A 13,455-nucleotide genomic window follows, 5' to 3' on the forward strand; every position below is an offset into this window, starting at 1 on the left:
TTTTTCGGCAGGTCAGGCCCACGGTGACGGACGAAATCTCAAGTGGCGCAAGGGGATTGACGCAGAAAGCGCTTGCCACCTACGGTCCCCCGAATGGGTATGCAGCGAAGATTCGGATGGGCCTCGCTCGCCGCGGCGACCACCATGGCACTGGCGGCCGGGGTGACCGCGGCACCGGCCGCACACTCCGCGGACGATCCCGTGCGGATCGTGGTCGACGGGAACGACGTACGCGCCGGCAACGTGAACGGCCTGACCTACAAGGGCCTCGGCCTGCTCAGCTGCAACAGCACGAGCAACCTGCTGATGGACTACAAGGCGGAGCACCCCGACCGTTACTGGCAGCTCGTCAGAGTGCTGTTCGGCGGCCGGAACCCACTCATCAACCACGTCAAGATCGAGATGGGGTCGGACACCAACACGTCGACCGGTTCCGATCCGGCGACCATGCGCACGGCGGACGAACTCGCCGACGCGTCCCGCTCCCCCGGCTTCCAGCTGGCCGCCGACGCCAAGACGGTGAACCCGAAGCTCAAGGTCTCGATCCTGCGCTGGGTCATGCCCCAGTGGGTGCAGACCGAGTGGAACAAGGGCACCGGCACCGACGAGATGTACAAGTGGTACAAGGAGACGATCCTCGACGCGTACCAGAAGTACGGGTACATGGTCGACTACGTCAACCCGGACACCAACGAGACCACGAAACCCGACCTCTCCTTCGTCAAGTGGTACAAGAACGCCGTGGCGAACGACACCGAATTCGCCGACCCCCGCTACGGCTTGACGTCCGGTCAGCAGGCATCGGCCGCGAAGGCGTACCACGCCATCAAGATCGTCGCCTCGGACGAGAACACCACGAAGAACATCGGTCCCGCGATGCTCACGGACACCGAACTCTTCGGCGCGGTCGACGCGGTGGGCTACCACTACACCACCGAGGACCGTCTCGACGGCACCCCGGACAGCGCCACCTACCGGCCCTACTCGAAGCTGGCGACCGGTGACAACGCCTCCGGCCAGGACAAGGAGGTCTGGTACAGCGAGGGCGTCGGCTCCTTCGGCTGGACGGACTACCGGGTGGCCAACACCGAGGGGCCGGGCGGCGCGAGCACCGGGATCGGCGGTGTGCAGAGCGCCCTCGACATCGCCAACCGCTCCGTGAAGAGCTACGCCAACTCCAAGCGGACGCACTACATCTTCCAGCCGGCGATCGGGGCCTTCTACGAGGGCGCCCAGTACAGCCACAAGGAGCTGGTCAGCGCCCGCGACCCGTGGTCCGGGAGCATCCACTACGACGCCGCCGTGTACGTGATGCAGCACTTCACCCAGTTCGCGAGGACCGGCTGGGAGAACGACACCAACACGGCCGGCATCTGGCGCACCGTGCCGGAGGCGAGCTACAGCGGCGTGAGCGGCACCGAGAACGTCGACGGCTCGAACGGCGCCCCCAGCTACATGACGCTCGCCGACCCGAAGAAGAAGGACTTCTCCACGATCGCCGTCAACGACAGCGACCGGACGAAGACGTACCGGATCAAGGCCGAGAACATGGACCTGGGCGGCGATCCCACCATGGAGGTCTGGGAGACCCGCGCGGCGGACCCCGGCCAGGCCTACGACGCGAACTTCAAGCACCTCGCCGCCGAACTCCGCCCCGACGGCGACGGCTTCTACACCTACACCGTGCAGCCCCGCTCGATCGTCACGTTCACCACGCTCGACCGCAGCCACGACAAGGCGACCCGGCAGCGCCTGCCCGAGACCGCGGCCCGCACCGTGCTCGACACCGACGCGACCGGCAAGCGGCACGACACCCGTGACACCGTCCTGTACGCCGACGACTTCGGGTACGAGGAGGAGGGCCGGGTCCGGGTCGGCACGGACGACGGGGCCCGCAAGGTCTCCCAGCCGTACCTCGCGTCCCGTGGTAACCAACCGCGCTACCTGGTCGACCAGACCGGCGCGTGGGAGGTCGGCAAGGACACGGACGGCGACAACGTCCTCTACCAGTACCTGGACCAGTCCATGAAGGACACCGGGGCCTGGAACCGGAACACCCCCAACACCACGGTCGGCGACTTCCGCTGGGAGAACTACAAGGCCTCGGTCGACGTCTCCTTCCCGGACCCGCAGGGCGGCCTCGCCACCCTGGGCGTACGCCAGCAGAAGGGCATGGCCGCGACGGACGCCGCGTACAGCATCGGGATCGGCCCGGCCGGAAGCTGGACCTTCTCCCGCTACGGCACGGCGATCCGCACCGGGACGGTCGCCGCGTCCGACGGCTACCGCCTCGCCGTCGAGGCCAGGGGCGCGACCGTCACCGCGTACGTCGACGGACAGGCCGTCGCCACCTACCTGGACCCGGTGCCCGTGACCGAGGGCCGCGTCAAGCTCGGCACCGACTTCCACCGGACCGCGTTCGACAACCTGAGGGTCGAGAAGGTCGCCGGATACACCCCGTACGCCACCACGCTGACCGACAACATGGACAGCTCGGTCACCTACGCCGGCACCTGGAGCCGGAACGCCGCCCTCGGTGACGCGATGAACTGGTACCGGTCGACGTCGACCAGCACCACCGCCGGCGCGACGGTCACCGTCCCGTTCCGCGGCACGGGCGTCGACGTCATCGGCGGCAACGACGGAAGCGCCGTTCTCGACGTCTTTGTGGACGGAAGGCCCGTCGCCCGGGACGCCAGGACCACCGCCACCGACAAACGCCAGGCGACGTACTCGCTCCGCGGCCTGCCCGAGGGCAGGCACTCGGTCACCTTCACCCTGAAGTCCGGGAAGATCGTCCTCGACGCCTTCACCGCGCTCTCGGGGGACGTGGACGGCCGGGTCGACACGTCACCGGTCCGCACTGCCCTGGAGGCGGTGGGCTCCCCGGACCGGAGCGACTACACGGCCGACTCCTGGGCCCTGTTCGCCTCCGCACGCAAGGCCGCCAGGGCCGCGGTGTCCGGACAGCGGGGCCTCGACACCCTCGGCGTCGAGCAGCTCGCGAGCAGGCTCGGCGCCGCCTACGCCGGACTGGTCCGCGAGGAGGCCTGACCAACGCGAGCGGCGGGCCCGCCATTTCTGGCAGACCCGCCGCTCGTCACCGTCGGGACGACAGGATTTGAACCTGCGACCCCTTGACCCCCAGTCAAGTGCGCTACCAAGCTGCGCCACGTCCCGGCCGCGATGCCCACGGTGTTCCGTGTGATCGCGCAGGTAGACCTTACCTCACGCACGCGGCCGGACCGACTGGCGGGATGTCAGCCCCGGGTGGCGACGGTCTCGCGGACCTCCGTGGTCCCCGTGACGACCCGGCGCACGCTCCGCCGTACCGGAACGAGCAGCGCGGCCAGCGCCGCCGCCAGGCACAGCACGGCCAGCAGCGAGAAACCGTGCGTGTAGCCGGACTCGTACGGCAGCCCCGACGGCTGCAGACGACCGGTGACCAGGACGCTGGTGACCGCCGCCCCGATGGAGCCGCCGATGGTGCGGATGTTGGCGTTCATCCCGGTCGCGGCACCGGTCTGGTCGGCCGGGACACTGCCCACGATCAGGTTGGCCATGGAGGCGAAGGCGAGCCCGATGCCCAGGCCGAACAGGCCCGCGACCACGGCGATCTGCCACTGCTCGTCGTGCCACAGGGCGAGGAACCCGCAGGCCACCGCGCCCAGCGCGGCACCCGTGGTGAGCAGGGCCTTGGCGCCGACGACCGGCTCCAGGCGGCCGCTGAGGACACCGGAGAGGAACATCGCCACCAGCATCGGCAGCATGAGCAGTCCTGCCTGGGTGACACTCGCGCCGAAGCCGTACCCGGCCGACGACGGCGTCTGGACGAAGCCCGGCAGGAAGGACCAGATCGAGTACATCCCGGCGCCGAAGAGCAGCGCGGCGGTGTTCGTGGTCCACACGGCGGGCAGGCGCATCACCTTCAGGTCGATCAGCGGGGTGCGCGAGCGGGCCTCGGAGTACAGCCACAGCGCGAACAGCACGACGGCCGCGGCGAACAGGACGAGCACCCTTGCCGAACCCCAGCCCCACCGGCCGGCCTGGCTGAGCGGCAGCAACAGCGCGACCAGCCACGCGGACAGCAGGACGGCACCCAGCCAATTGACGCTGCCCTGCGCGCGGTTGGGCGACTCGGGCACATACCGTACGGCGATGAGCGTGGCGGCGATCACGATGGCGACCGGGATCCAGAACAGCCAGCGGTAGTCGAGCGCGGTCACGATGGGACCGGCGGCGACCATGCCGACGCCACCGCCGGCGGCGATCACGGCGGACAGGTTGCTGATGGAGCCGCTGACCCGGGACGCGGCGAACTCGTCCCGGATGATGCCGAAGGAGAGCGGGAACAGGGCGCCGCCGACACCTTGGACGACCCGGGCGACGATCAGGACGCCGATGCTCGGCGCGAGGGCGGCGAGGAGACAGCCGACGGCCACGGTCACGAGGACGGCGACGAGGGTGCGCTTCTTTCCGATCAGGTCGCCGACGCGGCCGAGGATCGGCGTGAAGATCGAGGCGGACAGCAGATACGCGGTCATCACCCAGGTCACGATGGACTGCGAGGTGTGTAGTGCGTGCTGGACGGTCGGCAGGGCCGGCGCGATCAGGGACTGGAGCATGGAGAACACGCCGGCACCGGCCGCGAGGACGGCGAAGGTGAGGCGGGTGGACGAGCGGGGCATGGAGAGCCTCTCCGAACACAGAGTGCGGCCGGAGCCTCGTGGGAAGCGGTCGCGGAAAGGACGGTGGACGCACCTCGACTGCTAAAGTGGAGGTACGCCTCCACTCTAGCGGAGGCACGCCTCCGCTTCAACCCGTACCGGAGGTGCACCTCCGTTTCAGCCCCGGGAGGCAGTCGTGACCGCCCCGTCGTTCCCCGTCAGCGAGATCGTCGCGTCCCGCCGGCCGCACCGGAAGGACGCCGCCCGCAACTACGACGCCCTGCTGGCCGCCGCCCGCGAGGCGTTCGCGGAGCACGGGGCGGAGGCGTCCCTGGAGGACATCGCGCGGCGCGCGGGCGTGGGCATCGGCACGCTGTACCGGAACTTCCCCACCCGCCGTCACCTCTTCGAGAGCGTCTACGCGGACGAGGTGAACACCCTCGTGCGGGTGGCCCAGGAGGTCGCCGACCGGGAGCCCTGGGAGGCGCTCACGGCCTGGCTCGACCGGTTCGCGGGCTACATGGTGACCAAGCGGGCGGTGCGCGAGGCGCTCAACGACGAGTCGGAGATCTTCGCGGCGTGCCGGGAGTCGATGTACGCGGCGGGCGGGCCGTTGCTCGAACGGGCTCAGGAGGCGGGCCAGGCACGGCGGGACATGGACTTCGTGGACCTGTTGCGCATGGTCGCCGGCATCACGGCGACCGCCTTCGACGACGACGCCCAGCGCGACCGGGTGCTGTCGATCGCGCTGGACGGGGTGCGGGCGGTGTCTGGAGCGGAGAGCGCCTAGGGACTCGGGCCCGTCTCGTCGTTCGCGGGTGCGGGTTGTGGGGGCTGGTCGCGCAGTTCCCCGCGCCCCTGGGTAGGTGAGACGACTCCTGGTTGACAGGCGTCAGTGGGCGGTGACCAGTTCCTGCTCACTGCCGACCGGCACCTGCCGGGCGCTGCGCAGGGCCGCGAGGCCGATGAAGACCATGGACGAGAGGCCGGCGAGGGCGAAGGCGGTGAAGCCCCGGTCGCCGTTGCCCGAGGCGAGCAGCTGGCCGCCGAGCCAGGGGCCGAAGACGGCGCCGAAGCGGCCCATGCCCGAGGTCCAGCCGACGGCCGTGGCGCGGTGGTCCGGGTGGGAGCGGATCGAGACGGTGGCATAGATCATCGTCTGGGCGCTGTTGAGAAAGACGCCGGTGAGGAAGACGACGATCATCGTGACGGTCATCGGCATGTGGACGCTGAGCAGGAAGACGCCCGCGGCGGTCAGCGCGAACCAGAGCGCGGAGATGCGCGGGGCGCCGAAGCGGTCGGCGGCCCGGCCCGCGACGAGCATGCCCACGATGCCGCCGAGGTTGAAGACGACCACGAAGGACAGGGCGGAGCCCAGTTCGTAGCCCTCGGCGCGCATCAGGGTGGGCAGCCAGGTGGCGACGCCGTAGACGAGGAGCAGACCGCCGAAGGAGGCCACCCAGTAGAGCAGGGTCTGGATCCACTCGTCGCCGCGGAAGAGCTTCGCCAGGTTGACCCAGCGGTCACCGGCGCCGCCGGCCTTCGCGGCGGGCACCTCGACGTCGTACCGCTCGGCCAGCGCCCTGGCCTCCTCGCCGCGCCCCTTGGCGACCAGGAAGCTCAGCGACTCGGGCAGGAACTTCGCCAAGACCGGGGCGAACAGCAGCGGGAGCACACAGACCCAGAACGCGGCACGCCAGCCGACCGGGTCGATGAGCCACTTGGCGACATAGGCGGAGAGGATGCCGCCCGCGTGGTGGGCGGTCATCAGCAGGCCGATGACGAGGGCGCCGCGGCCGCGCGGGGCGTAGTCGGAGACCATGCTGATCGCGGTCGGCAGCAGACCGCCGAGGCCGAGGCCCGCCAGGGTCCGGCCGACGCCGAAGACCTCGACGCTGCCGGCCAGCGCGCACACGCCCGAGGCCAGCGAGAAGAGGATCACGCAGCAGACGATCAGCTTCTTGCGCCCGACGCGGTCGGCGATCGTGCCGGCGACGAGGGCGCCGACCAGCATGCCGAAGGTGGCGTAGCTGCCGAGGTCGCCGGCCTGGTCCGCGGTGAGGCCGAAGGTCCTGGTCTCCAGCAGGTGGGGCAGCACCGAGCCGTAGATGAACATGTCGAGACCGTCGAAGAGCACGGCCAGCCAGCACAGACCGACGACCAGGAGGGCCAGTCCGCTGCCCCGGGCGGACAGGAGCGGGGAGGGGGAGGAAGACATCGTTGGTTACCTCTCGTACGTGGTGCGCCAGACGCTAAGGAGCCACCCCGCGAAGTGTCAACGCTTTTGTCAACAATCTCATCGACAGTCTTCGCCGGGTGGCTCCCCCGTGCCGCTCGCGCCGCCTCAGCCGACCGGCGGCGTCCCGTGCGTGTGGAACGACTCGATGGTCTTCAGCCCCCAGGCCTGCCCCTTCTTCCGCTCCTCCTCGGTCCAGGTGACGAGCGGCCAGTCGGGCGCGAGCACCAGCCGGGTGAGCGGGTTGCACAGCTCGATGCGGTTGCCGCCGGGTTCGTAGACGTAGAGGAAGAACGTCTGCTGGATGGCGTGCTTGTGCGGGCCGGTCTCGATGAACACCCCGCTGTCGATGGCGAGATCGGCCGCGCGCAGGACGTCCTCTCGGGTGTCGGTCGCGAAGGCGATGTGGTGCAGCCGCCCCTCGCTGCCGGTCCAGTCCGAGGTGTAGACGACGTCGTACGACTTGTTCGTGTACGTCAGCCAGCGCGCCGCGATCCTCCCGCTGTCCAGCCGGATCTGCTCGGTGGGCCGGGCGCCGAGGATGTTCTGCTGGAACTCGGCGTTGGCGAGCACGTCGGCGGCGAGGAAGTTGATGTGGTCCAACCGCCGTACGCCCACTCCCCTGTTGGGCTTGGCCTGCGGCTGGTTCTTCAGCGCGGGCCTGAGCTCGTCGGGGGCCCGGTAGTACTCGCTCTCCCAGTAGAGGGCGTGTTCGTGGCCGTCCGGGTCGGTGGTGACGTAGAGCTTGCCGAGACCGGGCTCGTCCTCGGCCCACGTGCCGGTGCCGCCCGCGTCCTCAACTGCCTTGATACGGCGGTGCAGTGCCTCCTCGCTGGAGGTGCGCAGGGCGAGCCGGCCGAGGCCGGGCTGCTCGCGGGCGGTGAGGACGAGGCTGTGGTGCTCGTAGTCGTCGTAGGTCCGCAGGTAGACGGTGTCGCCGTCCTGGCCGTTGACCGTCAGGCCGAGGAAGTCGGTGAAGAAGGCGACGCTGGCGTCGAGGTCCGGTGTGAACAGCTGGGTGTGGCCGATGTGGGCGATGTCGCCGAGCGGCGGAGTCATCAGTGACCTCCTGTGGGTCGGTCGGCGGCCCGGGGGAAGACGGTGCCGTCGAAGATCTTGCGGGCGGTGCGGACCACGGCGGTACGGCGGGCGGAGGGCAGGCCGTCGGGGGTGACGGCCAGGCTGCTCTCGATGTCCAGGAACCCCGTGGGGTGTTCTATGCGCACGCGGTCGCTCCCGGGATCGATCTCCGCGATCCCGGCGCCCACGCTCCCGTCGATCCGCAGGCCCGCGGCCACACTGGCCGCGCCCAGGACGCCGATGGAGGTGTGGCAGCGCACGGGGATGAAGGTCCGCGTGGTGACCGCACCGCCGTCGCGGGGCGGGGCGAGCAGGGTGAGCTTGGGGACCGTGGCGTCGGACACGTCACCGAGGCCCATCAGGCGGCCCGCCGCCAGGCGGACGGTGCGCAGGCGGTCGGCCAGGGCCACGTCCTCCTCCAGGTCCCGGGGCGGCTCGTAGCCGGTGACCCTGAGGGAGGTCGCCGTGATCAGGACGGTCGGCATGCCGTTGTTCACGCAGGTCACCTCGACGCCTTCGATGACGTCGACGGCATTGCCGGTGGGGAGCAACGCCCCGGCGCCCGGCGGGAACTCGATCACCACGGCCGCGGCCGTACCCGGCACACCCGAGATCTCTGCGTCCCCGGTGTAGTCGACGCGGCCGCCCGGGGTCGGGAAGGTCGCGGTCGCGTAGTCGCCGGTGTTGACCATGCGGATCCGGACGGAGCTCTCCCGCTCCCCCGCCGTGACGATTCCGCGCTCGACGGCGAACGGGCCGACGCCGGCGAGGATGTTCCCGCAGTTCTGACGATCACTCACCGCCGCGCGGTCCACGGCGACTTGGAGGAAGTGATAGTCCACGTCGGCCTGCGGGTCGGCGCTCGGCGAGATCACGGCGACCTTGCTGGTGAGCGGGTGCGCGCCGCCCAGGCCGTCGATCTGCCGGTCGTCCGGACTGCCCATGATCCGCAGCAACAGGTCGTCGCGCAGGGCGGGTTCGGCGGGCAGGTCGTCGGCGAGGAAATAGGCGCCCTTGGAGGTGCCGCCCCGCATCAGCATGCAGGGCACCTGCTCGTTCACGACCGCCCTCCCTCGTACTCCTCGTACGTGCGGTACTCCACTCCGAGCCTCTGCAGCGTCTCCCGCAACCCGTAACGGTCCAGCCCGAGTTGCCCCTCGATGAAGGCGGCGCGGGTGGCGGCCTCCTTGGCCTCGCGGGCCTCCGCCTTCTCCACCGTCTCGGCCACGCGTCGGCGCGGGACGACCACGACACCGTCGTCGTCGGCGAGGATCACGTCGCCCGGGTCGATCACCTGGCCGTCGATGGCGATCGGCACGTTGACCGAGCCGCCGGTGGCCTTGACGGTGCCCTGCGAGGAGACCGCGCGGGACCAGGCGGCGAAGCCCATGTCCCGCAGCTCCTGTGTGTCACGGATGCCGGTGTTGGTGACGACCCCGCGTACTCCGCGCTGCCGCAGAGCGGTCGCGAAGAGCTCGCCGAACAGTCCGTCCGTGCAGGGCGAGGTGGTGGTGACGACGAGGAGGTCGCCCTCGCCGCACTGCTCGACGGCCGCGTGGATCATGAGGTTGTCACCGGGCCAGCCGATCACGGTGACGGCCGTGCCCGCGACCCGTACGCCCTGCTGGATCGGGCGGATCGCCGGGCCCAGCAGGCCCGTTCGGCCCATGGCCTCGCTGACGGTGGCCACGCCGTACCGCGCGAGCGCGTCGACGTCCTTCAGAGCCGCCTTCGGGGGGTTGGTGACGATCACGCCGCTCATGCCAGCTCCTTCGCGATCTGCGGGTAGGGGCGCATGTACGCCTCGGCCATGGTCTTGTGGGCCAGGCCCAGGTTCGGGCCCGCGTTGCGCTTGAGCTGGACGCCCCGGCGCACGGCCAGGTCGGTGTAGTAGTCCCACAGGTGCTGCTGGGCGCCGAGGCACTCCATCGCCTTGCGCTTGGTCTCCCAGACCTCGGTGATGTCGAGGAGGACCTCGGGCTTGAAGCCGCTCATCTCGGGCTGGTGCGGCTCGAAGTAGAAGACCGGCGGGGCCCCGATGATCGCGCCCTCGCCCGGATAGCCGATGGCCTGCGCGAGGATCCTGGCCTCCATGGCCATGCGGTTGGCGGCCGGGTGGTCGCCGTTGTACGGGTCCTCGACCGGGTGGGTGAGCACGACATCGGGCTGGGTGGCCCGGTAGACCTCGACGAGCCTGTCGGTCAACTCGGCGGTCGGGAGCAGCGGGTAGTCGCCGGCGTCGAAGAAACGGACCTCGGCGCCGAGGGTCGCGGCGGCACGCTCGGCCTCGCCCCGGCGTATCGCCTTGATCTCGTCGAGCCCCTTCCCCTCGCGCCAGGCCCTCGCGGACTCCCCGCGCTCACCGAAGGTCAGACAGGCGATGGTGACCCTCTCGCCCCGGGAAGCCGCCAGGGCGATGGCTCCGCCTGCCCGCCACACGAAGTCCCCGGCGTGCGCGGTGATCACCAGTGTCGAACGTGGAGTGGCGGGCGCGCCTGACTGCGTCATTACGTGAATCTCCTTGGAATGGACAGGTTCGCGCCCACCTCTGCGTCGCTCAGTCGCGCAGCGCCTCGATCACGCTGGTGAGGTGGGCGCGGACGGTCTTCTCGGCCGCCTGCGGGTCCCTGGCCCTGATCGCCTCGATCATCGCCAGATGCTCGTTCAGGGAGTGCTGCGGGCGTCCCGGCCGCAGCGCCAACTGGAAGCGGTGGCGAACCAGTTGGGCGTTGAGTCGCTCCAGCAGATCCACGGCGGTCCGCTGGCCGGAGAACTCTCGCACCCTGGCGTGCAGCTCCTGGTTGAGCTCGGAGTAGGTCATCGGTTCGCCGTCGACCACGGCCTTGGTCATCGCCGTGCCCAGTTCGGTCAGCTCGGCGAGCTGCTCGTCACTGGCCAGGGTCGCCGCCTTGGCCGCGCACAGTCCTTCGAGGACCATGCGGCACTCGGTGATGGCGACCGCCTCCTCGACGGTCACCACCCGCACCCGGGAACCCCGGTTGCGGATCCGCTCGACGAGGCCCTGGGCCTCCAGATCGATGAGTGCGGCCCGGATGCTGGCCCGTGTCACACCGAACTGCTCGGCGAGCTCGTTCTCCACCAGCCGCTGCGCCGGTGCCATCTCGCCGTGCAGGATCGCCTGCCGCAGCTGCGCGAGCGCATGCTGCTTGGCCTGCTCCCCGGTGCTCGGACGGGCTTCTTTCGGCATTGTTGCCCTCCCTGAGTGAGTGCCTGTCGAACCTAAATCTAGCCAAACAAGATTGTCAACAATTTTGTCTGCCGTATCGCGGGCATGGCGGGCCGGTGGATCGCCGGGGGGTCGTCGCGCAGCGCCGACTTCGCGAGGCCGTCGCATCGGAGTCGGTGCAGAGGAGGCCCGGCACCGGGTCACCGCGGAGCGGATGCGCATCACCCGCGATCTGCACGACACGGTCGCCCACCATCTCCTCCTGGCCAACGTCCGGGCCGGCGCGGTCAGCCGGATGCCGCCCGCGCGGCCCGGCGACGGTGCTGCGCGAACTCAAGGCGACCGTGGGCCTGCTGCGGCACCACACCGACCGTGCGGCTGACGCCGACAAGGCGCCGGAGCCCACCCGGGCTCACGGTCACCCTCACCCTCGAAGGAACAGCGAGGCCTCTGGCCGCCGGTACCGACCTCACGGCGTACCGCATCGTCCAGGAAGCCCTCGAGACGCCAGCATCCCACTGAACTTGCTTAAGTCAATCAATTGCGATTCACTTGAGTAAGTCAAGCAATCCCTCTTCTCTCCTTGCTCCCGACCGGAGGACCAGCCATGTCCGACGCCCTTGCCGAACCCGTCGCAGCGGGGTCGTCCGCCCCGCCGAAACCGAACGCCGTGGTGGCGGTGCTGGCCCTGGCCGGAATCGTCGTCTCGCTGATGCAGACCCTGGTCATCCCGATCGTTCCCGAGCTGCCGAAGCTCCTGCACGCGGAGGCCTCCGACACCGCCTGGGCGGTCACCGCCACGCTCCTCGCCGCGTCGGTGGCCACGCCGGTCGTCGGGCGGCTCGGCGACATGTTCGGCAAGCGGCGGATGCTGCTGCTCAGCATCGTGCTGCTGGTGTCCGGTTCGGTGGTCTGCGGCCTCGCCGACTCCCTCGTCCCGATGATCATCGGACGGGCCCTGCAGGGGCTGGCCGCCGCGGTCGTACCCCTCGGCATCAGCATCATGCGGGACGCGCTGCCGGCCGACCGGCTCGCCGGGTCCACCGCGCTGATGAGCGCCTCGCTCGGTGTCGGTGGCGCGCTGGGGCTGCCGTCCGCCGCGTTCATCGCGGACAACTGGAACTGGCACATCCTGTTCTGGGTCTCCGCCACGCTCGGTGTCGTCGCCTTCGTGCTCGTCCTGCTGATCGTGCCGGAGTCCACGGTGCGCGCCGGGGGCCGGTTCGACCTGGTCGGTTCGCTGGGTCTGTCGGCCGGTCTGGTCTCGCTGCTGCTGGCCGTCTCCAAGGGCGGCGACTGGGGCTGGACCAGCGGCACGACGCTCGGCCTCGGCACCGCCGCGGTCGTGATCCTGCTGGCCTGGGGCTGGTGGGAGCTGCGCAGCCCGCAGCCGCTGGTCGACCTGCGGACCACCGCCAAGCCGCAGGTGCTGTTCACCAACCTCGCCTCGATCGCCCTCGGCGTCTCGATGTTCGCGATGTCCCTGGTGCTCCCGCAGCTGCTCCAGCTGCCTGAGCAGACCGGCTACGGCCTCGGCAGGTCCATGCTGACCGTCGGTCTGGTGCTGGCCCCGCAGGGACTGGTGATGATGGCCATGTCCGCGGTCTCCGCGGCCCTCACCAAGGCCAAGGGTCCCAAGATCACACTGTTGATCGGCACACTGATCGTGGCCGCGGGGTACGGGCTCAACATCGTCCTGATGTCCGAGGTCTGGCACCTCGTCCTGGTCTCCTGCATCATCGGCGCCGGCATCGGCTTCACCTACGGCGCGCTTCCCGCCCTGATCATGGGCGCCGTGGATCCCACCCAGACGGGCGCCGCCAACAGTCTCAACACCCTGATGCGGTCCCTCGGCACCTCCTTCGCCAGCGCCATCGCCGGTGTGATCCTGGCCCAGATGACCACCGACTTCGGCGGCTACGCGCTGCCCTCGGAGAACGGCTTCAAGGTCGTCATGGTGATCGGTGCGGGGGCGGCGCTGCTCGCCTTCGCCGTCGCGACGTTCATCCCGCGCCGGCGCCGGACGTCACCGCAGGCCCCGACGGACGGGCCGGTGGAGCCGGCGGGCGTCGGCGCCAAGGCGTAGGGCCTGGTCTGTCGCAGATGGATCGGCCGCCGCTTCCTTGTGGGAGGGGCGGCCGATCTGCGTTGCGGGGCTGCGGGATGGGGCCAGTCACCCGAGCGCCGGCTCGGCGAGCAGCACGACTCGGTCCGCCGTGGCATCGCCGGACGGCGACACCGTCCTCGGAGCAGGCGTACGACCATCCCCGCGATCGACGGAAACT

The 13,455-nt window shown here is 70.1% G+C and carries 10 protein-coding genes, 1 tRNA gene and 1 pseudogene; 4 read left to right on the forward strand and 8 right to left on the reverse strand.

The window, feature by feature from the left end:
• The first annotated feature begins 93 nt into the window (after window positions 1-93).
• Window positions 94-3,054, forward strand: a complete 2,961-nt coding sequence (locus ACGFWE_RS04395) for a GH59 galactosidase (protein ID WP_393597773.1) — start codon at window positions 94-96, stop codon at window positions 3,052-3,054.
• Between the two features lie 52 nt (window positions 3,055-3,106).
• On the opposite strand, the gene ACGFWE_RS04400 is transcribed toward ACGFWE_RS04395, so the two are convergent.
• Window positions 3,107-3,180, reverse strand: a tRNA-Pro gene (locus tag ACGFWE_RS04400).
• Window positions 3,181-3,260: 80 nt separating this feature from the next.
• Window positions 3,261-4,688, reverse strand: a complete 1,428-nt coding sequence (locus ACGFWE_RS04405) for an MFS transporter (RefSeq protein ID WP_393597775.1) — start codon at window positions 4,686-4,688, stop codon at window positions 3,261-3,263.
• Between the two features lie 175 nt (window positions 4,689-4,863).
• On the opposite strand from ACGFWE_RS04405, the gene ACGFWE_RS04410 reads away from it, so the two are divergent.
• Entirely contained in the window at window positions 4,864-5,457 is a 594-nt protein-coding gene (locus ACGFWE_RS04410) for a helix-turn-helix domain-containing protein (protein ID WP_352380507.1), read from the forward strand.
• Between the two features lie 102 nt (window positions 5,458-5,559).
• Here the strand turns inward: ACGFWE_RS04410 and ACGFWE_RS04415 are convergent, their stop codons facing one another.
• The 6 genes from ACGFWE_RS04415 to ACGFWE_RS04440 all read right to left on the reverse strand — a co-directional run bounded on the left by ACGFWE_RS04415 (window position 5,560) and on the right by ACGFWE_RS04440 (window position 11,191).
• Window positions 5,560-6,885, reverse strand: a complete 1,326-nt coding sequence (locus ACGFWE_RS04415; protein WP_393597777.1) for an MFS transporter — start codon at window positions 6,883-6,885, stop codon at window positions 5,560-5,562.
• Window positions 6,886-7,011: 126 nt separating this feature from the next.
• Window positions 7,012-7,962, reverse strand: coding sequence for a catechol 2,3-dioxygenase (locus ACGFWE_RS04420; protein WP_393597779.1), 951 nt, complete (start codon window positions 7,960-7,962; stop codon window positions 7,012-7,014).
• Window positions 7,962-9,044, reverse strand: coding sequence for a 4-oxalomesaconate tautomerase (locus tag ACGFWE_RS04425; RefSeq protein ID WP_393597781.1), 1,083 nt, complete (start codon window positions 9,042-9,044; stop codon window positions 7,962-7,964). The genes ACGFWE_RS04420 and ACGFWE_RS04425 overlap by 1 nt, the downstream gene beginning before the upstream one ends.
• The gene (locus ACGFWE_RS04430; protein ID WP_393597782.1) at window positions 9,041-9,745 is read right to left on the reverse strand and encodes a 4-carboxy-4-hydroxy-2-oxoadipate aldolase/oxaloacetate decarboxylase; all 705 of its coding nucleotides are present in this window, start codon (window positions 9,743-9,745) and stop codon (window positions 9,041-9,043) included. The genes ACGFWE_RS04425 and ACGFWE_RS04430 overlap by 4 nt, the downstream gene beginning before the upstream one ends.
• Entirely contained in the window at window positions 9,742-10,491 is a 750-nt protein-coding gene (locus tag ACGFWE_RS04435; protein ID WP_352380515.1) for a PIG-L deacetylase family protein, read from the reverse strand. Before ACGFWE_RS04435 ends, ACGFWE_RS04430 begins: the two co-directional genes overlap by 4 nt.
• Window positions 10,492-10,540: 49 nt before the next feature.
• Window positions 10,541-11,191: a GntR family transcriptional regulator gene (locus ACGFWE_RS04440; protein WP_393597784.1), complete on the reverse strand. Its 651-nt coding sequence runs from the start codon at window positions 11,189-11,191 to the stop codon at window positions 10,541-10,543.
• A gap of 160 nt (window positions 11,192-11,351) precedes the next feature.
• On the opposite strand from ACGFWE_RS04440, the pseudogene ACGFWE_RS04445 reads away from it, so the two are divergent.
• Window positions 11,352-11,689: pseudogene (locus ACGFWE_RS04445) on the forward strand (histidine kinase); the annotation flags it as partial.
• Window positions 11,690-11,777: 88 nt separating this feature from the next.
• On the forward strand, window positions 11,778-13,256 hold the full coding sequence (locus ACGFWE_RS04450; protein WP_352380518.1) for an MFS transporter: 1,479 nt from the start codon (window positions 11,778-11,780) through the stop codon (window positions 13,254-13,256).
• The last annotated feature ends 199 nt before the right edge of the window (window positions 13,257-13,455 follow it).

The organism is Streptomyces sp. NPDC048523 (assembly GCF_043199815.1).
GTDB lineage: Bacteria > Actinomycetota > Actinomycetes > Streptomycetales > Streptomycetaceae > Streptomyces.

What these genes read in the sequence shown, in the direction of transcription:
- ACGFWE_RS04395 (WP_393597773.1), top strand. Translation starts at nt 94, where the DNA reads ATGGGTATGCAGCGAAGATTCGGATGGGCCTCGCTCGCCGCGGCGACC.
- ACGFWE_RS04405 (WP_393597775.1), bottom strand. Translation starts at nt 4,688, where the DNA reads ATGCCCCGCTCGTCCACCCGCCTCACCTTCGCCGTCCTCGCGGCCGGT.
- ACGFWE_RS04415 (WP_393597777.1), bottom strand. Translation starts at nt 6,885, where the DNA reads ATGTCTTCCTCCCCCTCCCCGCTCCTGTCCGCCCGGGGCAGCGGACTG.
- ACGFWE_RS04420 (WP_393597779.1), bottom strand. Translation starts at nt 7,962, where the DNA reads ATGACTCCGCCGCTCGGCGACATCGCCCACATCGGCCACACCCAGCTG.
- ACGFWE_RS04430 (WP_393597782.1), bottom strand. Translation starts at nt 9,745, where the DNA reads ATGAGCGGCGTGATCGTCACCAACCCCCCGAAGGCGGCTCTGAAGGAC.
- ACGFWE_RS04435 (WP_352380515.1), bottom strand. Translation starts at nt 10,491, where the DNA reads ATGACGCAGTCAGGCGCGCCCGCCACTCCACGTTCGACACTGGTGATC.
- ACGFWE_RS04440 (WP_393597784.1), bottom strand. Translation starts at nt 11,191, where the DNA reads ATGCCGAAAGAAGCCCGTCCGAGCACCGGGGAGCAGGCCAAGCAGCAT.
- ACGFWE_RS04450 (WP_352380518.1), top strand. Translation starts at nt 11,778, where the DNA reads ATGTCCGACGCCCTTGCCGAACCCGTCGCAGCGGGGTCGTCCGCCCCG.